This window comes from Bradyrhizobium canariense (genome assembly GCF_900105125.1).
Taxonomy (GTDB): Bacteria; Pseudomonadota; Alphaproteobacteria; order Rhizobiales; family Xanthobacteraceae; genus Bradyrhizobium; species Bradyrhizobium canariense_A.
In genome coordinates, this window is record NZ_LT629750.1 from 54,032 (window position 1) to 75,269 (window position 21,238).

The 21,238-nt window shown below is 60.3% G+C and carries 17 protein-coding genes; 13 read left to right on the forward strand and 4 right to left on the reverse strand.

The annotated features are described in order from the left end of the window. The first annotated feature begins 332 nt into the window (after positions 1-332). The 3 genes from BLV09_RS00240 (at position 333) to BLV09_RS00250 (ending at position 6,032) form a co-directional block, all read left to right on the forward strand. Positions 333-2,657 (forward strand): TonB-dependent siderophore receptor, encoded by a 2,325-nt coding sequence (locus tag BLV09_RS00240; protein WP_146685886.1) that lies wholly within the window; start codon positions 333-335, stop codon positions 2,655-2,657. Between the two features lie 878 nt (positions 2,658-3,535). Beyond that, positions 3,536-4,522, forward strand: a complete 987-nt coding sequence (locus BLV09_RS00245) for a Bug family tripartite tricarboxylate transporter substrate binding protein (protein WP_146685887.1) — start codon at positions 3,536-3,538, stop codon at positions 4,520-4,522. 214 nt (positions 4,523-4,736) lie between these two features. Beyond that, positions 4,737-6,032: an MFS transporter gene (locus BLV09_RS00250; protein ID WP_146685888.1), complete on the forward strand. Its 1,296-nt coding sequence runs from the start codon at positions 4,737-4,739 to the stop codon at positions 6,030-6,032. 22 nt (positions 6,033-6,054) lie between these two features. On the opposite strand, the gene BLV09_RS00255 is transcribed toward BLV09_RS00250, so the two are convergent. Continuing rightward, entirely contained in the window at positions 6,055-6,960 is a 906-nt protein-coding gene (locus BLV09_RS00255) for a LysR family transcriptional regulator (RefSeq protein ID WP_146685889.1), read from the reverse strand. 114 nt (positions 6,961-7,074) lie between these two features. Here BLV09_RS00255 and BLV09_RS00260 point away from each other — a divergent pair, with 114 nt between their 5' ends. After that, positions 7,075-8,025: an alpha/beta fold hydrolase gene (locus BLV09_RS00260; protein WP_146685890.1), complete on the forward strand. Its 951-nt coding sequence runs from the start codon at positions 7,075-7,077 to the stop codon at positions 8,023-8,025. Positions 8,026-8,059: 34 nt separating this feature from the next. Here BLV09_RS00260 and BLV09_RS00265 read toward each other — a convergent pair whose 3' ends face one another. Together BLV09_RS00265 and BLV09_RS00270 are read right to left on the reverse strand one after the other, a co-directional pair. After that, positions 8,060-8,701 (reverse strand): class II aldolase/adducin family protein, encoded by a 642-nt coding sequence (locus tag BLV09_RS00265; protein ID WP_146685891.1) that lies wholly within the window; start codon positions 8,699-8,701, stop codon positions 8,060-8,062. Between the two features lie 74 nt (positions 8,702-8,775). Next, on the reverse strand, positions 8,776-9,264 hold the full coding sequence (locus BLV09_RS00270) for a MarR family winged helix-turn-helix transcriptional regulator (protein ID WP_146690930.1): 489 nt from the start codon (positions 9,262-9,264) through the stop codon (positions 8,776-8,778). Positions 9,265-9,325: 61 nt separating this feature from the next. On the opposite strand from BLV09_RS00270, the gene BLV09_RS00275 reads away from it, so the two are divergent. The 5 genes from BLV09_RS00275 to BLV09_RS00295 all read left to right on the forward strand — a co-directional run bounded on the left by BLV09_RS00275 (position 9,326) and on the right by BLV09_RS00295 (position 14,571). Continuing rightward, positions 9,326-10,294 (forward strand): quinone oxidoreductase family protein, encoded by a 969-nt coding sequence (locus tag BLV09_RS00275; protein ID WP_146685892.1) that lies wholly within the window; start codon positions 9,326-9,328, stop codon positions 10,292-10,294. Positions 10,295-10,371: 77 nt separating this feature from the next. Beyond that, the gene (locus BLV09_RS00280; protein ID WP_146685893.1) at positions 10,372-11,247 is read left to right on the forward strand and encodes an S-methyl-5'-thioadenosine phosphorylase; all 876 of its coding nucleotides are present in this window, start codon (positions 10,372-10,374) and stop codon (positions 11,245-11,247) included. Beyond that, positions 11,244-12,344: an S-methyl-5-thioribose-1-phosphate isomerase gene (gene mtnA / locus BLV09_RS00285; RefSeq protein WP_146685894.1), complete on the forward strand. Its 1,101-nt coding sequence runs from the start codon at positions 11,244-11,246 to the stop codon at positions 12,342-12,344. The genes BLV09_RS00280 and mtnA overlap by 4 nt, the downstream gene beginning before the upstream one ends. A gap of 136 nt (positions 12,345-12,480) precedes the next feature. Then, on the forward strand, positions 12,481-13,023 hold the full coding sequence (locus tag BLV09_RS00290; RefSeq protein WP_146685895.1) for a tripartite tricarboxylate transporter TctB family protein: 543 nt from the start codon (positions 12,481-12,483) through the stop codon (positions 13,021-13,023). A gap of 30 nt (positions 13,024-13,053) precedes the next feature. After that, positions 13,054-14,571 (forward strand): tripartite tricarboxylate transporter permease, encoded by a 1,518-nt coding sequence (locus BLV09_RS00295; protein ID WP_146685896.1) that lies wholly within the window; start codon positions 13,054-13,056, stop codon positions 14,569-14,571. Between the two features lie 97 nt (positions 14,572-14,668). Here the strand turns inward: BLV09_RS00295 and BLV09_RS00300 are convergent, their stop codons facing one another. Then, on the reverse strand, positions 14,669-15,859 hold the full coding sequence (locus BLV09_RS00300) for a CaiB/BaiF CoA transferase family protein (RefSeq protein ID WP_146685897.1): 1,191 nt from the start codon (positions 15,857-15,859) through the stop codon (positions 14,669-14,671). A gap of 263 nt (positions 15,860-16,122) precedes the next feature. Between BLV09_RS00300 and BLV09_RS00305 the strand changes: the two genes are divergently transcribed. From BLV09_RS00305 to BLV09_RS00320, 4 genes are all read left to right on the forward strand, one after another. Next, on the forward strand, positions 16,123-17,709 hold the full coding sequence (locus tag BLV09_RS00305; RefSeq protein ID WP_146685898.1) for a hypothetical protein: 1,587 nt from the start codon (positions 16,123-16,125) through the stop codon (positions 17,707-17,709). 126 nt (positions 17,710-17,835) lie between these two features. Next, complete coding sequence (locus BLV09_RS00310; protein WP_146685899.1) at positions 17,836-18,927, forward strand: glycosyltransferase; 1,092 nt, start codon at positions 17,836-17,838, stop codon at positions 18,925-18,927. Positions 18,928-18,937: 10 nt separating this feature from the next. Next, positions 18,938-20,053 carry a DegT/DnrJ/EryC1/StrS family aminotransferase gene (locus BLV09_RS00315; RefSeq protein ID WP_146690931.1) on the forward strand — a complete coding sequence of 372 codons (1,116 nt, stop codon included), beginning with the start codon at positions 18,938-18,940 and terminating at the stop codon, positions 20,051-20,053. Positions 20,054-20,087: 34 nt separating this feature from the next. Then, a complete protein-coding gene (locus BLV09_RS00320) occupies positions 20,088-21,200 on the forward strand; it encodes a glycosyltransferase family 4 protein (RefSeq protein ID WP_146685900.1) in 1,113 nt (370 codons plus the stop codon). Positions 21,201-21,238: the final 38 nt, after the last annotated feature.

Below are 21,238 nucleotides of genomic sequence, written 5' to 3' on the forward strand. Positions count from 1 at the left end.
TCGTCTACCTCTTTGACAGGGTTGTGGGCCGGTTGGTGCCGCGCTCGCCGCACTTATTTTCCGACGGGCTGAAACGTCGCGGCGCCCGCATCCCTGACGCTCGATTTTCCCAAGCTAAGCCGCACGCCTTCCTCGATATCATCGCTCCTTGCTTCATAGGGCGGCGGGCGATCACTTATGCAGAGGTGACATGCGACTCGCGGTCCTTAGAGGTCTTCCAGAGCACTTAAGAGGTCTTCTAGAGCACTCAAAAAACGCAATGGGATAGAGAGCCCGGGGAAGCAAGCCATCTCGGCTTGCAAAGTGGGGCAATCCTGGTGCGTGTTTTTGGAATGAATATCGTGAAGGCTTCGGCCTTCGCTTCGGTAAGCTATTTCGCGTTGTCGATTGCGGCATTTGCTCAGGCGACCGGTTCGCCTGCTTCAGGGCAGCCGGGGGTGAGTGGAGCGACAACACTTCCTCCGGTTATTGTTCAGCGTCTTGAACGAAAACGTACTGCTGCAACACATTCATCGAAGCCTCAGGGCTCGTCAGGCACCTCAAATCGTTCTCGGCCAGGACGACAAGCTCCTGCGCCTATAGTCACAGCACAAGGAGCGGGCCAAAGCGGTTCGATTCCCTCGCAGACGCCAGTCCCGGGCTATGTCGCCAATGAAGGGAGCGGAGCCACAAAAACCAACACTCCTTTGATGCAGACGCCGGGCTCAATTTCTGTCGTGACCCACCAGCAAATCGTAGACCAGAACGCTCAAAGTATTTCTGAGGCGCTTCGATACACACCCGGGGTTATTCCGGAACAGCGTGGCATCAACGAAACATCGCTGGAATACCTTTACAGCCGAGGTTTTCAGGCGACCACATTTCTGGACGGCCTGCCAATTGCGCCTCCGACAAACGCAGGAACCGGCGTCGGCTTCAACTTCATGAGCCGCGATCCTTATTTTCTGGACCGAATCGAAAGTATTCGAGGACCTCTCTCGGTGCTTTACGGGCAGGTGCCACCCGGCGGCTTTTTCAACCTGGTCAGCAAGCTTCCGACTGAGGATCCTTATCACGAAGTGTTCTTCCAAACAGGCAGCTATGGTCGCGCTGAGGGAGGATTTGATTTCAGTGGCCCGATCACTGACGATAAGACATGGCTTTATAGGTTCACGGGCCTCGGCCTGACTACCGGTACGCAAACCGATTTTGTCGATCAACAGCGCGTCGCGATCGCTCCATCGGTCACTTGGCGTCCCGATCAGGACACCAAACTGACCCTCATGGCCACCTATCAGAATGATCCAAAAGCTGGCGCATATAATTTCGTTCCGGCCGTTGGAACGGTTCTGCCCGGGGCCATAAAGATCGGTCCGTCGTTCGATACCGGCAATCCCACCTTTGATCAGTTCAAGAAGGAAGAGACCTCAGTTGGCTATCTCTTCGAGCATCGATTCGACGACGTCTGGCAGATCAAGCAGAACGTTCGCTACTCGTATAACGACATCTACATTCAAAACGCTGCTGACGGTGCTTACCTCACTCCTGGTGGTACCGCGATCGAGCGCAATCCCTATATCAATCAGGGAACGCTCGGTTCGTTTGTAATTGATAACGAGGCGATCGCGACGTTCAACACAGGCTTCCTTCGGCACCAGGTAGTCTTCGGGGTAGATTATCAGAACTATCAGTATGACCATCGCTTTTTGGAAGATTACACTTCGTCATACTCGCCCGCGCCCCTCAGCCTGACGAATCCTTCTTATCAGTCTATACCGCTGCCCAACTTTCTTCTCGGAACGTCCTCACGTCAGAGCACGGGCCAAACCGGCCTATATGCCCAGGATCAGATTGGCATCGGCAAACTGACAATCGTCGGAGGCCTTCGAGAGGACTGGTCAACGTCGCACATCGAGTCTCTTAAGACACTAGCGGCGACCGATCAGAACGACAGCGCTTTAACGGGACGCATTGGCGCAATTTACAATTTCGACAACGGCGTTGCGCCGTACGTCAGCTATTCCACATCGTTTCAGCCGCAACTTGGCGCAGACATCAATGGCAACGGTTTCCTCCCGACGGAGGGCAAGCAGACCGAGGTCGGCGTTAAGTATCAGCCGGTCGGCACGAAGAACATCTTCACGATTGCGGCCTTTGACATCAATCAAACCAACGTTCTCGTCAGCTTAGGTGGAGGGCTATCTGCTCAGGTCGGCGGAGTCCGATCACAAGGTATCGAATTTGAGGCGCGCAATTACCTGACCGAAAATCTGCAAGCCATTTTTAGTTACACCTACGATGACGCGAAAAATGTCTCCCGGTTACCGGCTGGTTTTGGGGCGGATGTCCAAGGCATTCCTTACAACATGGCCTCGGCGTGGCTATCCTACGACATGCCGACCTACCTGGCGCCAGGGCTCAAGCTCAACGGTGGTGCGCGTTTCATTGATGGGACTTGGGACAATACGAATACGATCAGGATACCGTCGTTCACGTTAGTGGATCTTGGCGCACAGTATGATTTCGGCCGCCAGTTTCCAACGCTCAAAGGTTACACCGCTTCGATCAACGTAACTAACCTGTTCAATAAGACGTACATCGCATCGTGCATCAATACAGCTTATTGCGTCTATGGCCAGGGACGTCTCGCCCTGGCGCGTTTGGCGTATCGCTGGTGAGATCTTGGTCACTGCATGGGTGGTGAAATCGACGGGAGCGGTGAGTTCGGGGCGCGATTATTTCCCGACATCGAGCGCGAATTCGTTTCGAACTCGCGGCCTCGAACAACGCATCGCGCTCTCCAGCGAAATTCGTCTGACGGACCGGTCACTTAGGCGCCGTCCAGTCCCGTTCGCAAAAATAATTTGGTTTTCCGCTGATCCAAATCACGTTCAGATCACCGCCGTCTCGTTCCACAAAGGGGCGTATCGCGATCGTCACGGACGCGGAGCGGGATGCGGTGGACGCGGGCGGCATCGGGCGTGACACGAAACGCGCGAAGGGTTGCATCTCGTATGCGCCCGTCGGCGATCGACACGCGGACGAACGATGCAGCGCGCGGACGGCGAAGTCGTGTGGTCCTGACGCCTCGACGCCGGCGTCAAGTTGGCGGAAACGCTTCCGCCGACGACGGTGACAAGAAAGCCCGATCACCGGGGAGAGCACGAAGGAAACCGTTAAAACCACTGTGTGCGGGAATGCCGGGTGATCCCGGTGGACCTGTGGTGGCTACACTCGTGTGCCACCCACTTTTACACACGAGGCTGCGGGTGCAACGGGCACCCGGCATTCCCCGCGCCCTGTAGTATTCAGGGCAAAAGATTCAGGTAAAACCACGGGTGCATTGCACCGCGGGGGGCTTGCGCGTGTTTGTGCAATGCCCTCGCCATCCAGCGATGAGCCGGGCTGGCGTTGGAGCGCTCGCGATGTCATTCAAAAGTAATACGCATGGCGGCTGGAGTCGGTCGGAAGTCACCTGTATAAGCCCTAAGCATATGTCAAAGGCGTTTAAACGGCTCGGCATCGGCCGACCTCATAAAGATCAAGGGAAGAAAACGTGCGAAATTTCGTGAAAGCTGCAGCGGCGCTGGCGGCCGTGCTGACGAGTGCGCCGGCCATCGCCGGCTGGGAACCGACCAAGCCGGTTGAAATCGTGGTCGCGGCAGGCGCCGGCGGCGCATCCGATCAGATGGCACGCATGATGCAGGCCGCCATCCAGAAGAACAATCTGATGAAGCAGCCGATGGTGGTGTCGCTGAAGGGCGGTGCATCCGGCGCTGAAGCGCTGATGTACATGAAATCCAGCGAAGGCGATCCCAACAAGGTGCTGATTGCCTATTCGCTGATCTACATGTTGCCGCTCTCGGCAAAAATTCCGTTCGACTGGCATGAACTCACGCCGGTGTCGGTGGTGGCGCTCGATCAGTTCGTGCTGTGGGACAATGTCGAAGGCCCGAAGACCGTGAAGGAATTCATCGACGCCGCGAAGGCCGCGAGTTCCCCGTTCAAGATGGGCGGTACCGGTTCGAAGCGCGAGGATCACGTGCTCACGATGTTCGTCGAACAGAAGACCGGCGCGAAATTCTCCTATCTTCCCTACAAATCCGGCGGCGAGGCGGCGACGCAGCTGGTCGGCAATCACACCGAATCCAACGTCAACAATCCATCCGAAAATCTCGAGGTCTGGCGCGCCGGCCAGGTTCGCCCGCTCTGCGTGTTCGACAAGGAGCGGATCTCCTACACCGCCAAGGTGACCGATACGCAGTCATGGAATGACATTCCGACCTGCAAGGAAGCCGGCCTCGACGTGCAGTACCTGATGCTGCGCGCCATGTTCCTGCCCGGCAAGGTGACGCCGGAACAGCAGGCGTTTTATGTCGATCTGTTTCAGAAGGTGACGCAGACGCCCGAGTACAAGGACTACATGGAAAAGCAGGCGCTCAAGCCGATCTTCCTCACCGGCAAGGACATGCTGCAATTCCTCGAGGAAGACGACGCGCTCAACAAGTCGCTGATGACCGAAGCGGGGTTTGTCGCGAAGTAAAAATGCGGCCGGCATTGCGCCGCCGCGGCCGAGCTTCCGCCTGATCGAAGCAGCACCCTCACATCGCGGGATGACGCGCCGCCGCGCGCAGCGGCGGTATTCCGCGAGAAGATGCCCCTGTCCCATTTGCAGGAGGTGCCTTGTTGCTCAATCCGGCCTAGTTCTCTTTTGAAATAAAAAACAACCGAAACAAAAAACATCTGAAGGAGGAGATATGACTGAGATTGTCACCGGGGCAGGCGTGGCGTTGCTCGCGGATACCGGGGCGGTTTCGCCCAGAAAAGTGTTCTGGGCCACGTGGTTCGGTTGGATGCTCGATGGCTTCGACTCCTCCATGTACAGCTACATCCTTGTCGGCGCGCTGAGCGAGCTGCTGCCGGCGAGCGGAATCGAAGCGAGCCGCGCCAATATCGGCCTTTACGGCGGCCTGCTGTTTTCGATCTTCATGCTCGGCTGGGCCTGTTCGATGGTCTGGGGCTGGGCGGCCGACCGCTACGGTCGCGTCCGGATCATGTGCTGGACGGTGCTGGTCTATTCGGTGTTCACGGCGTTGTGCGGCCTGTCGACCGGCATCATCATGTTCGGCCTATTCCGCTTCGTCGCCGGCTTCGGCATCGGCGGCGAGTGGGCGGCGGGTACGCCTTTGCTGCATGAATCCGTGCCCGAAAGCTCGCGCGTGCGTCTGGCCGGCTGGCTGCATACGGCGACGCCGACCGGATTGTTTCTGGCGGCGCTGGTCACGCTGATCGGCGGAAGCATGCTGGGCTGGCGCGGCATGTTCTTTCTCGGCATCCTGCCGGCGCTTTTGATTGCCTACCTGCGCAGCAACATTCCCGAGCCGCAACGCCCCAGATCGTCGGAGGCGACGAAGCCCAAGTTTTCGGCGCTGTTTGCGAAGGGGCAGGCGCGGACGACCTGGGCCGCGGCTTCGATGATGGCCTGCATCATCTTCGGCCTGTGGTCGTCGAATTTCTGGGCCCCCACCGTCGTCATCACCAAGCTTGTCGCGACTGGCGCCACGCAGGCTCACGCGCTGCAGATGGGTGCGGTGGCGGGTCTTATCACCAATGTCGGCACCTTGATCGGCTGTTTGCTGATGCCGTGGATCACCGGCCGGCTCGGCAGCCGGCGCTGGACCGCGGTGTTGTTCTTCGTGGGTTCGCTGCTGTCGGTGGTGGTGAGTTACGAGCTCGCCATCGAGCGCCTCAACGATCTCACCTTGTTCCTGATCCTGCTGCCGATCCTGGGATTCTTCACCAACGGCGTGTTCGGCCTGTTCACGATCTGGCTGCCGGAGATGTTTCCCTCCGCGCTGCGGGGAGCGGGCTCCGGCTTTTCTTTCAGCATGGGGCGCGTTCTCGGTGCGGCTGGTCCGACCTTGATCGGCGCGCTCGCCGCGTTGACGGGGAGCTACCCGCTCGCGATCTCGCTGTTGTCGATGATCTACATCATCGGCCTGCCGTTTATTGCGATGGCGCCGGAAACCGCCAATCAGCCGCTGGCGAGGTAGCGAAGCCCGGGACGTATAACGATCAAAGTTCGGCTTCCGTCAGCCGCTGGCGCAGACGGGGCGCAACAAAGTCAAGGAACGCCCGCAGCTTCAGCGGCAAGCGCGACTGGCCGTTATACAATAGCTGCACCGGCGAAGGGGTTAGCCTGAACGCTTCAAGCGTCAGGGCAAGCGTGCCTTGGCGAATCCGTTCAACGATTTGGTACGAAAGTGGACGCGCCAGGCCCACGCCAGCGACCGCCGCGTCAATCGCGGCCTCCACGGTATTGACGCTCAGCCGTGAGCGTATCTCGGTGGCGACTTCGACGCCGTTCGCTTCGAAGCGCCAGACACTCGGGGCGGAGAGACCGCCATGGGAGATGCCGGTGTGACGGACGAGTTCGTCCGGAGACACGGGGTGGCCGCGTTCGGCGAAGTAGGAAGGGCTGGCGCAAACGACCCGGCGCACGGATCCGACACGGCTGGCGGTCAAACTGCTGTCGGGGAGGTCGCCGATCCGCACCGCGAGGTCCACGCGGTCATCGACAAGGTGTGTCACCCGGTCGGTCAGCACCAGGCTGACGTCGACCTCGGGATATGCACTCAGAAAGTCCGTTACCACCGGCAACACGTGCAGACGACCGAAAACGACCGGCGCCGTTATCACAAGTTCTCCCTTCGGGGCGATGTATTCGCCCGCGGCCGCGCGCTCAGCCTCGTTCAATTGATCGAGAATGATCCTGGCGTTGGCGAGAAAGGACCGTCCGGCAGGGGTGGGCGTCAGGCCTTTTGCGGAACGGGTGAGAAGGCTTGTGTTGAGATGCGCTTCCAGTTCGGAAACTTTCCGGCTGACCGTAGCCAGGGGCAGGCCAAGCAGCCGGCTGGCCTTGGAAAGGCTGCCAGCCTCCGCTGCGTGAATCAGGATCGACATGGCTTCAAGACGGTCCACGCAGAGACCTTCCAATTATTGGGAGGGATACTCTCAATAATGCCCACTGGCAGCAAGATATGGAAGCCCCGAAATCAGCGACAGACCTCCAACCCTTCAAAGAGGAGAAGAAAAATGAGAAACCTGATCCTGGCGGCTGCAGCGGGTCTGATCACTGTCGGGAGCGCAGGAGCCCAACAATTGTCCTCGACATCAGCAACGACGACCTATCACACCCTTCAGGTCGATGGCCTGAACCTGTTTTATCGCGAGGCCGGACCGAAGGACGCTCCGACGCTGCTGCTTCTTCACGGATTCCCGTCGTCTTCGCGCATGTTCGAGACGCTGATCCCGCTGCTGGCGGATCGCTACCATCTGGTCGCGCCCGATTATCCAGGGTTTGGGCTGAGTGACGCGCCGCCGCCGTCTCAGTACGCCTACACCTTCGATCATATCGCCAGCACCGTTGATCACTTCACCGAAGCGCTCGGACTGAAAAGCTACAGCCTGTTTCTTCAGGATTATGGCGGTCCGGTTGGCTTCCGAATCGCGACGGCTCACCCCGACCGGGTCAAGGCGATCGTGATCCAAAATGCCGTCGCCAGCGAAGACGGATTGGGGCAGGCGTGGGACGAACGCAAAGCCTATTGGCGAGATCGTGAGGCCAACGAGCAAAAGGTGATTTCAAATTTCCTCTCGCTCGCAACCACCAAGCTGCGCCATGTGGGCACTAGCCCGAATGTGGATCGTTACGATCCGAGCAGCTGGAACGATGAGTTTGCCCATCTCTCCCAGGCCAGACAAAGGCGGATACAGGCTGATCTCTTCTTCGACTATCAGACCAACGTGGCGTCCTACCCGAAATGGCAAGCCTGGATGCGCGAACATCAACCGCCGATGCTCGTGGTTTGGGGCAAATATGATCCTTCATTCGCAGTCGGAGGCGCGGCCGCCTATCAGCGCGACGTGCCGAAAGCGGAGGTGCATATTCTGGACGCGGGGCACTTCGCGCTCGATGAGAAACTCGACGATATCGCCTCGCTGATGCGCGCCTTTCTTGGCCGTCAGCAATTGGGACAGAAGTGACGCGTGGTCTGGTCAGCGGAAAGTCCTGATGGCTTCATTCCGCGGCAGGACCATATCCCGCGATCCGGCCGAGAACGTTTTTGATCTCGGCCTTGGACAGCAGCGGCGGCGTTCCGATTTGCAGGCAGCCGTGATACTGCCGCGCCAGTGTTTCGACTTCGACCGCGAGCCACATCGCCTTTGAAAGCGATGGCCCGACGGCAATCATGCCGTGATGCGCCAGCAGACAGGCGAGCCTGTCCTCAAGCGCTTTGACGGCATACTGCGAGAGTTCCTGCGTGCCGTAGGTCGCATAGGGCGCGCATCGGATGGTATCGCCGCCGGCGCAGGCGATCATGTAGTGAACCGGCGGAATCTCCAGGCCCATGATCGCCAGGATCGTCGCGTAGGGCGGATGCGCGTGGACCACGGCGTTCACTTCGGGCCGGGCTTTCAGAATATCGAGATGAAAGCGCCATTCGCTCGATGGTCGTGCGTCGGGCGCTAACGAGCCGTCGAGGCCCATGTAAACGATCTGCTCCGGCTGCATCGCCTCGTAGGGCACGCTGGTCGGCGTGATCAGCATCCCCTCGTCGTGGCGCAGGCTGATATTGCCTGAGGTGCCCTGATTGATGCCCAGCTGGTTCATGCGCAGACAGGCATCGATGATGGATTGGCGCTTGTCGTGGTCATTCATGATCGGCATCCAAATTCCCCTGGGCATGCTCTGCGTGCGCGAAAGCTTCTGTGGGCCAAAGAACAGGTTTTGAATTATGCGTTACTCGGCGGTCCGTCCTTCACAGCATCCGCAAATTTCCGCATCAGTCGTACCAACTCGTCGACGTCGCGAACCTCCCACGTCTCGAAGATGGTGCGGCCGATCCTTTCGCGCGCAGCGTCGACAAGGTCAGTCATCGCTTTGCCTTTCGGGGTAACGACGGCCTCGCGCACGCGGCGATCGGCAGCGCTTGCTTGACGCTCCGCCAGACCGAGGCTTTCCAGCTTTGCAACTTGACGGCTGACGGTGGTGTAGTCGCGCCCGACGCGGTCGGCCAGCTCCACCACGCCGATCGGCCCGAACCGCTCGATTCCAACGAGGAGCGGGAACAGCGCCCGATCGAGCGGAATCCCGGCCTCCTTGATCAGCGCCTCGTCACGCTGCGGCCGGTTTATCACGCTGACAATATCAAGGACTGCCCCGTGAAGCTGGCGAAGCTGGTCGCCAATATGTGTATTTTGCACATTCTTTCTTGACGGCATCGAAGGCTCCTCATATATGTGCATTATACACATATTATCGAGAACCGAAAGAAAAACCGTCATGAAAGCCGCGATCGTTCAGGGAGCCGGGCAGGCGCCCATCTATGGGGATTTTGCAGAGCCGGTGCCGTCCTCTGGCGAAAACCGCATCACGGTTACGGCTGCTGCCATCAGCCATGTCGTCAAGAGCCGGGCCTCCGGCAATCACTACAGCTCCTCGGGGCAGTTTCCCTTTGTGGTCGGCATAGACGGCGTCGGACGGCTCGACGACGGGCGCCGGGTCTATTTCGTCCTGCCCAAAGCGCCTCACGGCAGCATGGCGGAGCGAACCGTTGTGTCTTCGAGGCAGTGCCTGGCACTGCCTGATGAACTGGACGATGTGACGGCCGCAGCGATTGCCAATCCCGGCATGTCGTCTTGGGCGGCTTACAAGGAACGCGCCAAGCTCAAGGCCGGAGAAAGCGTACTGGTCAATGGCGCGACCGGCACCGCAGGCCGTCTCGCCGTCCAAATCGCAAAGCATCTCGGAGCGAAGAAAGTCATTGCGACCGCCCGCAATGCCGAGGCCCTAAAATCGCTCGCAGCACTCGGGGCCGATGTGACGATACCTCTCGTCGAGGATGGAGCAGCGTTGGAAGACGCCTTCAAGGAGCAATTTGCTGATGGTGTGGATGTTGTGATCGACTATTTGTGGGGCCAGAGCGCCGAACGACTTTTGATTGCCGGTGCCAAGGCGGGAGCCGATGCTGTGCCGATCCGCTTCGTCCAGATCGGGTCTGCGAGCGGGTCGGACATAACGCTGCCGAGTGCCGCGCTACGCTCGTCGGCGATCGAGTTGATGGGGAGCGGTCTAGGCAGCGTTCCGCGCGACCGTTTCGTCCGATGCATCAGCGAACTGCTCCAGGCGACTATACCCGGCGGCTTTGAAATTGCGGCTACATCCGTTCCGCTGTCAGAAGTCGAACAGGCATGGCCCAAGGACGACAGCACCCGGCGCACCGTGTTCACCGTGGGTGTGCATAATTCTTGATTATCGCGCCGCAATATAGTCGAACATTTCGGGCGCCTTGGGAACCGGCTCCGTCGAAAACAAGACTGGAAGAGATCATGACAAAGGCCGTGCTCGGCATCATCGGCGGCTCCGGCATTTACGACCTGCCGGGACTGGAAAATGTCCGTGACGAGGCGGTTCAAAGCCCGTGGGGCGAGCCGTCTGCGCCGCTGCGTCACGGCACGATCGCCGGATTGCCGATCGTGTTTCTGCCACGGCACGACAAGGGACACCGGCTGTCGCCCTCCGACATCAACTACCGCGCCAATATCGACGTGCTGAAACGGGCAGGAGTCACGGATCTCATTTCGCTGTCGGCCTGCGGCTCCTTCAAGGAAGAGTTGCCGCCCGGCACCTTCGTGCTGGTCGACCAGTTCGTCGATCGCACCCACAAGCGCGAGAGCTCGTTCTTCGGCAGGGGATGCGTGGCGCATGTTTCCATGGCCCATCCGGTATCGCCGCGGCTGCGGATTCATCTGGCTGCGGCGGCCGAGGCGGAGGGTCTCGCGTTCGCGCGTGGCGGCACTTACATCTGCATCGAAGGTCCGCAGTTTTCTAGCCTTGCCGAAAGCCTGACCTATAAATCGCACGGCTATTCGGTGATCGGAATGACCAACATGCCGGAAGCAAAACTCGCCCGCGAGGCGGAGATCTGTTACGCCAGCGTGGCGATGGTCACCGATTTCGATTGCTGGCATCCCGATCATGACGCGGTCACGGTCCAGGACATCATTCGCGTGCTGAACTCGAATGCCGAGAAGGCAAAAACGCTGGTCGCGCGTCTCGCCACCGATTTTCCGCGTGAGCATGAGCCGTGCCCGATCGGCTCGGACCGCGCGCTTGACACCGCGCTGATCACCGCGCCGGAAGCGCGCGATCCGGAACTGTTGAAGAAGCTCGACGCGGTGGCGGGCAGAGTGCTGCGAACATGAAAGTCGACGGCCGGCATTTCCGCAGTATCTGGCTGGAGCCGGATGGCTGGTCCGTCGGCGCGATCGACCAAAGGCTGTTGCCGCATGAATTTGTCGTCGCGCGGATCGAGAGCGTAGAGGCTGCGGCCGACGCGATCCGCACCATGCTGGTGCGCGGCGCGCCGCTGATCGGGGCCACCGCCGCCTATGGCGTCGCTCTGGCGATGCGGAGCGACGCCTCCGATGCGGCGCTCGATCAGGCCTGCAAACTTCTGATCGCGACGCGGCCCACGGCGATCAATCTGAAATGGGCGCTTAAGGAGATGCAACGCGCGCTGCGGCCGCTGCCGCTCTCGGGGCGCGTTGAAGCGGCCTATGCGCGTGCCGGCGAGATCGCCGAACAGGATGTGGCGATCAACAAGGAAATCGGTCAGCACGGCCTGGCGCTGATCGAGGCGATCGCTGCGAAGAAACCGGGGGAGCTGGTCAACATATTGACGCACTGCAACGCCGGATGGCTCGCAACGGTGGACTGGGGAACGGCGACAGCGCCGATCTATCTCGCGCATGATCGCGGCATAGCGGTGCACGTTTGGGTTGATGAAACGCGACCTCGCAATCAAGGTGCATCGCTCACGGCTTGGGAACTCGGCCATCACGGCGTCCCGCACACGGTGATCGCAGACAACACCGGCGGTCATTTGATGCAACACGGCATGGTCGATGTTGCGATCGTCGGAACCGACCGGGTCACCGCCAATGGCGATGTCTGCAATAAAATCGGCACTTATTTGAAGGCGCTCGCGGCGCACGACAATCGCGTGCCGTTCTATGTGGCGCTGCCGTCGCCGACGATCGACTTTAGTATTGACGATGGCGTGCGCCAGATTCCCATCGAACAGCGCGCCACGGAAGAAGTTGCGACCATGACCGGGCGCACCGCCGATGGACGGATCGAGACCGTGCGCGTGGTTCCCGAGGGCTCGCCGATCGCCAATTACGCTTTCGACGTGACGCCGGCGAGGCTGGTGACCGGCTTGATCACCGAACGCGGTGTACTCAAGGCGGAGCGCAATGCACTCTCCTGTGCATTCCCGGACCGGGCCTCGGGTTACTGATCCCTCTCAATTGCAGATTGGTTGACGCAAGCGACGTCAGCACTGTATCCCCTTACCAAGCGCGATTATCATTCGATAACTAACCCGACCCGACAGCAACGGGCGCCTCTCGTCGTCCGCCGGAAAAACCTCATCGATGTCCAATTCCGAAATTGAAATCGTCGTCGACGATCCGACCGCGCCGGAGGCCGACTCGCCGGCCGTTACCGATACCCGCGTCGTCGAGGCGGTGGTCTGCCTGCTGCTCGTCGGGCTCGCGGTACTGCTTGGATATGACAACTGGCGCACCGGAATCGGATGGGATTCGACCGGCCCGCAGGCGGGTTATTTTCCGTTCTATCTGTCGGTCATTCTCGGCGTCGCCAGTCTGTACGGCTTCCTCGTCACGCTCCTGAAGCGCAAGGAAGCTGCCGAGACTTTCGTCACGCGCGCGCAGCTTCGCCGGGTGATGGCGGTGTTCGTGCCGACGCTCTTGTTCTGTCTCGCAACTCAGTATCTCGGGCTCTATGTCGCGAGCTTTTTCTTGATTGCGGGCTTCATGCGGCTGATCGGAAAGATCGCGCTGTGGAAATCGCTGCTGACCGCTTTCATCTTCACCGCGCTGATGTTCGTGACGTTCGACATCGCCTTTGACGTCATCATGCCCAAGGGACCGCTGGAAGCGGCCTTCGGCTACTGACGCACGATCCCGGCAACAGGATAGTCCGCTATGGAAGCTTTCGGGTTACTGCTGCACGGCTTCGTCGTGCTGATGACGTGGAAGATCATCGCGCTGATGATGGTCGGGCTGGTGCTCGGCATATTTGTCGGCGTGCTGCCGGGCCTCGGCGGGCCGAACGGCGTGGCTATCCTGCTGCCGCTGACCTTCACGATGGATCCGACTTCCGCGATCGTGATGCTGTCGAGCATCTATTGGGGTGCGCTGTTCGGCGGCGCGATTACCTCGATCCTGTTCAACATCCCGGGCGAGGCATGGTCGGTGGCGACCACCTTCGACGGTTATCCGATGGCGCAACAGGGCAGGGCGGCGGAAGCGCTGACAGCCGCGTTTACGTCCTCCTTTATCGGCTCGCTGGTTGCCGTGCTCCTGATCACCTTCTTGGCACCGCTGATCTCATCTTTCGCGCTGAAATTCGGACCGCCGGAATTCTTCGCGGTCTATCTCTTGACGTTCTGTTCGTTCGTCGGTCTCGGCCGCGAGGACAAGCACAAGACCGTCATCTCGATGGCGCTCGGTCTGCTGCTCGCCGGTGTTGGCATGGATACGGTGTCAGGCCAGTTGCGCATGACATTCGGCTCCAATGATCTGTTGCGCGGCATCAACTTCCTGGTTGCCGTGATCGGCCTGTTCGGGATCAGCGAGATCCTGCTGACGATGGAAGAGCGTCTGGCGCTGCGCGGGCACGCCGCCAAGATCAGCCTGCGCGTGGTGCTGAACGTCTGGAAGGACCTGCCGAAATACTGGGTGACGCTGCTGCGCTCGTCGTTCATCGGCTGCTGGCTCGGCATCACGCCCGGCGGCGCGATCGCCGCCTCGTTCATGGGCTACAATCTCGCCAAGCGGTTTTCCAAGGATCCCGAAAGTTTCGGCAAGGGCCGCATCGAGGGCGTGTTCGCGCCGGAAACCGCAGCCCATGCCTCCGGCACCGCAGCGCTGTTGCCGATGCTCGCGCTTGGCATTCCCGGCTCCGGCACCGCCGCGATCCTGTTGGGCGGCTTGATGGTGTGGGGGCTTAATCCCGGCCCGCTATTGTTCGTCGAGCACAAGGATTTCGTCTGGGGCCTGATCGCCTCGATGTATCTCGGCAATATCGTCGGCCTCGTGCTGGTGCTGACGACAGTGCCGATTTTCGCCTCGATCCTGCGGGTGCCGTTCGCGGCGGTGGCGCCGATGATCGTGGTGTCGTGCGCCATCGGCGCGTATGCGATCCAGAACGCGATGTTCGACATCTGGCTGATGCTGGGCTTCGGCGTCGTCGGCTATGTCTTCAAGAAGATCAACATTCCCTTGGCGCCATTCACCCTGGCGCTGGTGCTGGGCAGCCGCGCCGAGGATGCGTTCCGGCTATCGATGATCGGCTCCGGCGGCGATATGCGGGTATTCTGGTCGAACGGCCTGGTCGGCTCGATCACGACGCTGTCGATCCTCCTGTTGTTCTGGCCGCTCATCGACAAAGCGTTCGGCAGCGTCGGGCGGTTGTGGCGGCCGGTGAAAACCGCCGGTTAAGGCGGCCAGCGCCGCCGTAACCCCGTCGTCTCCCAGGAATATCTTTCGATATCAGGATCTTGCGGGCATCTTTTGAGGTGCCCGCAAGAGGCTGCTGTTAAACCACTTTAGCCTGCCGCAATTCCGCGATCTCGCCGGCGCTGAAACCGAACTCGGTGAGCACGTCCTCGGTCTGCTCGCCGAACTCCGGCGGCCGTGCCACCATTTTGCTGGGGGTGCGCGACAGCGTGAAGGGCTGGCCGACCAGCTGGATGTGACGGTTCTCGTCGTTGGGCACGTGCTGTGCGATTCCGAGATGCTTGACCTGTTCGTCGTCGAACATCTGGTCGATCGAATAAATCGGGCCGCAGGGCACGCCGGCGGCGTTGAATTCCTTGACCCAGGTGTCGGTCGACTTGGTGGCGGTGACCTTGTTGATCTCGGCGTTGAGCGCCTTCCGGTTCTTTGAGCGCTCGGGCGCGGTGGCATATTCCGGGCGCTTCGGCAGGTCGGGCAGGCCGAGGGTCTGTGCGCAGCGTTCCCAGATCCGCCCGCCCGTGGTCGCGATGTTGATATAGCCGTCGGAGGTCTTGAACACGCCAGTGGGAATGCTGGTCGGATGGTCGTTGCCGGCCTGCTTGGCGACATCTTTGTCCATCAGCCAGCGGGCGGCCTGGAAATCCAGCATGAAGATCTGGGCCTGCAGCAGTGAGGTCTGTACCCACTGGCCTTCGCCGGAGACGTCGCGCTCCAGCAGGGCCGTCAGGATGCCCATGGCGCAGAACAGCCCGGCGGTAAGATCGGCCACGGGAATGCCGACCCGCATCGGGCCCTCGCCGGGGGCACCGGTGATCGACATCAGGCCGCCCATGCCCTGTGCGATCTGATCGAAGCCCGGACGCTTGTGATAGGGGCCATCCTGGCCAAAGCCGGAGATGCTGCCATAGACGATCTTCGGGTTGATCTTGCGCACGCTCTCATAGTCGATGCCGAGCTTCGTCTTGACGTCGGGCCGGAAATTCTCGACCACCACGTCGGCCTTTTTCACCAGCCGCTTGAACGTCTCGAGGCCCCTGGGATCCTTGAGATTAAGCGTCATCGCCCGCTTGTTGCGGTGCAGGTTCTGGAAATCCGCGCCCCGGCGCGGCCCGCCGAGCTGCTCGCCAGTATCTTCCGTCAGGGCGTCGATCTTGATGACATTGGCGCCCCAGTCCGCAAGCTGACGCACGCAGGTCGGCCCCGAACGGACGCGGGTGAGGTCGAGCACGGTGAAACGGGACAGGGCCTGCGAGGCGTGCGGGATGGGCATTCAGAAGCTCCGGTATAGATCAATGCTGGAATGATGTTGCGGGGCGCACCATCGCTGAAAGTTGGCCTCTTGTCATGCGCGCGAACGCATGTCGGGTAGGCGGCAACCGCCAGCCGGCTGGAAGCCGAACGCCGGTGCGGCGCACCCAACCAGAGATTTCGCCCCGGAATCAGCGGCCGGCGAGGAGACCGGGCGCCGCTGAACTATCGACATCTCATCATGGGGCTGGTAGCCCGCTCCGGATGTCCGAGAGGGTTTCAGCGGTGAACAACGAGCCGGCGCGCGGCAGCGATGAGGCCCCGCCAGCCGCCTCAAGCCCAAATCCGTCGTCGAGCCCGACCCCGAGCCGCACCCGGCGACTATTCGGCGGCTGGTCCGCGAATCTCTTGCAGGTCGTTTTGGGGGTGACGCAACAGGTCGCGCTGGTTCCGGTCTTTTTGCATTATTGGACCAGCGATGTGCTCGCGGCCTGGCTTGCGATTTATGCGGCCGGAAATCTTGTGCTGGTCGCGGATGCCGGCCTGCAATTTCGCGCGATCAACCGGTTTCTCGGGTTCAAATCCAGCGTCGATTGCGATGGCCGCACCGCATGCTTCTACGCGGCCATGCGGCGGATCTATTTCGGATGGGCGGGCCTGCTCATCGTGCTGGTGCTGATCGTCACCCGGTTTGTTTCTCCCGCTGTCGTGCTGGGTTTTCAGGCGGTTCCGGATTTTGACGCTGCCTTCGTCGTGATGATGGTGGGGCTGTTGCTGAGCCTGCCGGCGAACCTGGTATCCGGCCTCTATCGTGCCCGCGGGCTTTACGGTCGCGCCGTGGGGCTGCAGAACTGGGCCATGCTGCTGGCCCAGCTCGGCCAGCTGGTCGCGATCATCACGACCGGAAGCCTGCTTGCCGTCACGATCGCCTATGCGGCGGCGCAGGTGCTCATGATGCTGTATTTTGTGGGGATCGATGCCTCCCGCATGGTTGCACCGCTGCGCGGAGTCCGCGTCAGGCATTCATGGTCCTGGATAACAGGCCAATTTCGCAAGGCGGCTCCGTTTGCGATGGCGGGGGCGACGGATCTGGCGCTGCTCAACCTGCCGGTGCTGCTGGTCAGCGCTTTGGTTTCCGATCGCGTGGCCGTGGCGCAATGGGGGCTCACCCGCGTTGCCGCGGGACTGGTGCGGGCACTTTGCGTTCAGGTCACGCTGCCTCTGGCTGCCGAGCTCGGACACGATTACGCCATCGGTCTGAAGGACCTGTTGCGGAGCCTCTATGCGCGCGGATCTGTCTTTATCACCCTGCTTGCAAGCGCCGTGGTTTCCGGGTTGTTGCCATTTTGGTCGGATTTTTTCGCGCTTTGGACCCATGGCGCCGTACGTTACGATCCATTGCTGACAATGACCCTGCTGATCGGCGCCAGCGCGGCCGCACCCTCGATTCTGGCATCGAATTACGCCAATTACAGCAATCGCGGAGAGCTATTGGTGCGGACCAAGGGACTTCAGCTTGGCGTCTTCCTGATCCTGTCGGTGGTGCTGATTCCGCCGCTCGGGCCATTGGGAGCGGCCATCTCGGTGGTGGCCAGCGATCTCCTGATTCAGTTCGGGGTGCTCGGACTGATCATTATCCGGCAAACGCTCGAGCGGCCGCTTCGCCATGTCGTGTTCCTGGCCGCGCTGATGGTCTGTGTGACGCTGGCGGGCTGGGCGCTGGGAACGATCATCCGGTCCATGACGCCCGGCGCCGGGCTGATGCGATTTGTGTCCGAATGCGCGCTTTGGCTGATCGTGGTCGCCGTGGCCGCCACTCCGTTGGTGAACCCGGGCTTTCGCGCCCAGCTTGACGCGAGGATCCCGAAATGAGCCTGCCGAAATGACCGGACCAGATTACATCTTCGCAAGCCTGGCGCGGGCGATCCGGCTTGACCTGCACAATGCCAGCCGGTTCAGTCGCCGCCACCTGCCAATCGCCGTCGGGATATCGCGCTCGTGAGGTTGTTCCAGAATGCCAGATATTATCCCTCGCTGCGCCCGAGGATTCGCGAGCTGACCAGGCACAGCTCCACCTACGCCGGCAAGATCGACGCGTTTGTGAACTTCAGGGAGTCGGCGGCTCACATCCTGCTGCCGGTCGATCAGCGCGCCGAATGGGCGTTCTTCGCCAACGGGGACGACGAGGACATCCAGAAGGTTTGGGCACGCGAGCAGGGCATGAGTTCGCGCAGTTCGCTGAGCGACATTCTGAAGGCGCAGATCGAAGCACACCGCGCCGACGTGTTTTACAATCTCGATGCGACGGGATGGCCAGCGGATTTCATCAAAAGCCTTCCCGGCTGCGTGAAAAAAGTCATCGCCTGGCATGCCGCGCCGTTCCGGAACGTGTCGTTCACCGCCTACGATCTCGTGGTCTGCAATTTCCCGTCGATCCTTGCGGCAATAGCCGAGCAGGGCGCCCGGACGGATTATTTCTTCCCCGCCTACGATCCGGAATTCGCGCCATTCGCGGCTCGCGAGGACAGGCCCGTTGATGTGGTGTTTGTCGGCGGCTATTCGCGCCATCACCTTCGAAGAGCCGAAATACTGGAAGCCGTCGCGCGATTGGCCGGTCAGTATAATATTGTATATCATCTCGACCGATCGCGCCTGTGCCGGCTGGCGGAATCGCCGATCGGAAGGTTTTTGCCGCTCGCCAAGCATCGAAGGCCGCAGGCCATCCGCGCCATCACCAGCGAGCCGACATTTGGACGGGACTATTACGAAGTGCTATCGACGGCCAAGATTGTCTTGAACGGCGCCATCGATATGTCAGGCGAAGATCGTGGCAATATGCGTTGTTTCGAGGCGTTGGGAGGCGGATCGCTGCTGCTATCGGACGCGGGCAACTATCCCAGGGGAATGAAAGATGGCCAGACGCTCGTGACCTACAATTCGGCAGACCAGGCGGTGGCGCTGGTCAGGGAATTGCTGCAGGATTCCGCAAAGAGATTGGGTATCGCGCGCGCGGGCCATGAAATGGTATCGACCAGCTATTCGAAGCAGCTGCAATGGAAGCGCTTCGAAGAGCTCGTTGCCTCGATCTAGAAAGTCGATGATGTCAGACAGTTTTATTCCGATTTCCAAGCCGTTCATCGGACCACGAGAAAAAGAACTCGTGATCGATGCGCTGGATTCCGGATGGGTATCGTCGATCGGAAAATACATCGACGAGTTCGAGGCAAACTTCGCGCGCTATTGCGGGACCGAATATGCGCTCGCGGTCAGCAACGGCACGACCGGCCTTCACCTCGCACTCGCCACTCTCGGGCTGAAACCTGGCGACGAGGTGATCATCCCCGATCTGACTTTCGTCGCGACCGCGAACGCCGTGGCCTATACCGGGGCGACGCCGGTTCTCGCCGACATCGACGCGGATACGCTGTGCATCGATCCTTCGTCGGTCAAATCGCTGATCTCGGCACGCACCAAAGCGATCATTCCGGTGCATCTCTATGGCCATCCAGCCGACATGGACGCCTTGATGGAAATCGGCAACGCGCATGGCATCGCCGTCATCGAAGACGCGGCCGAGGCGCACGGAGCCGAGTATAAAGGCCGCCGCGTGGGCGGGCTCGGCAAATGCGGCGTATTCAGCTTTTACGGCAACAAGGTCATCACGACAGGCGAAGGGGGCATGCTGACCACCAACGACCGGGATTTCCATGCGCGCGCCAAGCGGCTGCGCGATCATGCCATGAGTCCGCAGCGCCGGTACTTTCACGAGGAGCGCGGATTCAACTATCGCATCACCAATCTGCAGGCCGCACTCGGTGTCGCGCAACTCGAGCGGATCGATGATTTTCTCAGCCGAAGGGCTGAGATCATGGATTGGTACAACGCCGAGATCGTGACCTCAGACCGCGTGCGGCTCAATCGGGTGAAGAACTGGGCGAAAAGCGCGTTCTGGATGATCTGCCTGGAGGTCGACGGGTTTGACGAAGCAGGGCGGGACGCCTTCATGCAGGCGTTGAAAGCGCGCGGCATCGACACCCGGCCATATTTTTGCACCATGTCTTCGATGCCGATGTACAGGCAGCCGCCGTTGCCGGTCTCGACCCGCAAGGCGCAGATAGGTTTGAACCTGCCGTCCTTCTATGAACTGACCAAGCAGGATGTGCGGCGGATCGGAGCCGAGGTGAACGAAATCCTCAAGGAAATGCGCGCGGCATGATCGGCGCGACAAACGTCCTCTGCGGGTTACGCCATTGATCAGACTTGGCGTGATCGCGCTCGCCGGAACGGACAATGGCGGCACATATCAATACACGCTGTCGATGCTGCAAGCGCTGCGGCACACCAGCGGCTTTGACATTACGTTGTATGGCGATCCGCAAAACCGGGATTTTATCGAATTAGGCTACCCCATTCGTCCCTTTATCGAATCGCGCGCCCGACAAATGACCGCGCTCGCCGCCCGCAATCTGCACATCGGGCTATCAGACCCCTTTGTTTCCGAAGATGTCCTGTTGGCGCCAATTTATTCGCTGGCGCTGCTGCATACGTCAAAACCATTTGCCTTCACGCTGCACGATCTCCAGGAGAATTATTATCCTGAGAATTTTTCACGCTGGACGCGGTTCTGGAGGCATCAGGTCTATACGCGGCTGCTGGCGCGAACACGGCGTGTGATCTGCGAATCCAGCTATGTCAAAAAAGACATCATGCGTTTCTTTGGCATGGCCGAGGAACGCACGGTCGTGATCACGGCGCCCCCGCTGCGGCAGTTCATGGCGGATGAAAGCAGTGAGACCTTGCAGGCGACGCGAAGGCGGCTGCAACTGCCGGATAAATTCCTGTTCTATCCCGCACAGTTTTGGGTTCACAAAAATCATTCGCGCCTGCTCGAAGCGTTTCGAGAAGTTGTAGCCGAAGTGCCTGACCTGAAGCTGGTGCTCACCGGCAAGAAACGCGACGAATATGAGGCCGTGATGGCGGCCGTCGCAAAATTCGGCCTGAGCGAGAAGGTCTGCCATCTCGGCTATGTGGCGCAGGAGGACCTCCAGGCGATCTACCGGCTCGCGACGGCGCTGGTCATGCCGTCGCTGTTCGAAAGCGTCAGTATTCCGATCTATGAAGCATTTCAGGTCGGCACGCCCGTCGCCGCTTCCGGCATTCTTGCCATCCCCGAGCAAGTCGGCGATGCCGGCCTGCTATTCGATCCGATGTCGGTGAACTCGATCAGGGATGCCATGCTGAAAATCGTGAAATATCCCGATACAGCACGGTTACTCGGACAAAGGGGCCGGGAAAAGATGCTGGCCATGACACCGGAACGCTATGGCGCCCAGTTGCAGAATTTATTGCTTGAGTTGCGATAAATTTGCTGGTGTGTAACCCCCATACGCCCCACCGATGT

Bases quoted from the DNA above. Each gene is read 5' to 3' on its own strand.
- BLV09_RS00275 (WP_146685892.1), top strand. From the start codon at position 9,326: ATGAAAGCCGCGATCGTTCAGGGAGCCGGGCAGGCGCCCATCTATGGG.
- mtnA (WP_146685894.1), top strand. From the start codon at position 11,244: ATGAAAGTCGACGGCCGGCATTTCCGCAGTATCTGGCTGGAGCCGGAT.
- BLV09_RS00265 (WP_146685891.1), bottom strand. From the start codon at position 8,701: ATGAATGACCACGACAAGCGCCAATCCATCATCGATGCCTGTCTGCGC.
- BLV09_RS00270 (WP_146690930.1), bottom strand. From the start codon at position 9,264: ATGCCGTCAAGAAAGAATGTGCAAAATACACATATTGGCGACCAGCTT.
- BLV09_RS00240 (WP_146685886.1), top strand. From the start codon at position 333: ATGAATATCGTGAAGGCTTCGGCCTTCGCTTCGGTAAGCTATTTCGCG.
- BLV09_RS00300 (WP_146685897.1), bottom strand. From the start codon at position 15,859: ATGCCCATCCCGCACGCCTCGCAGGCCCTGTCCCGTTTCACCGTGCTC.
- BLV09_RS00315 (WP_146690931.1), top strand. From the start codon at position 18,938: ATGTCAGACAGTTTTATTCCGATTTCCAAGCCGTTCATCGGACCACGA.
- BLV09_RS00290 (WP_146685895.1), top strand. From the start codon at position 12,481: ATGTCCAATTCCGAAATTGAAATCGTCGTCGACGATCCGACCGCGCCG.
- BLV09_RS00250 (WP_146685888.1), top strand. From the start codon at position 4,737: ATGACTGAGATTGTCACCGGGGCAGGCGTGGCGTTGCTCGCGGATACC.
- BLV09_RS00260 (WP_146685890.1), top strand. From the start codon at position 7,075: ATGAGAAACCTGATCCTGGCGGCTGCAGCGGGTCTGATCACTGTCGGG.
- BLV09_RS00295 (WP_146685896.1), top strand. From the start codon at position 13,054: ATGGAAGCTTTCGGGTTACTGCTGCACGGCTTCGTCGTGCTGATGACG.
- BLV09_RS00280 (WP_146685893.1), top strand. From the start codon at position 10,372: ATGACAAAGGCCGTGCTCGGCATCATCGGCGGCTCCGGCATTTACGAC.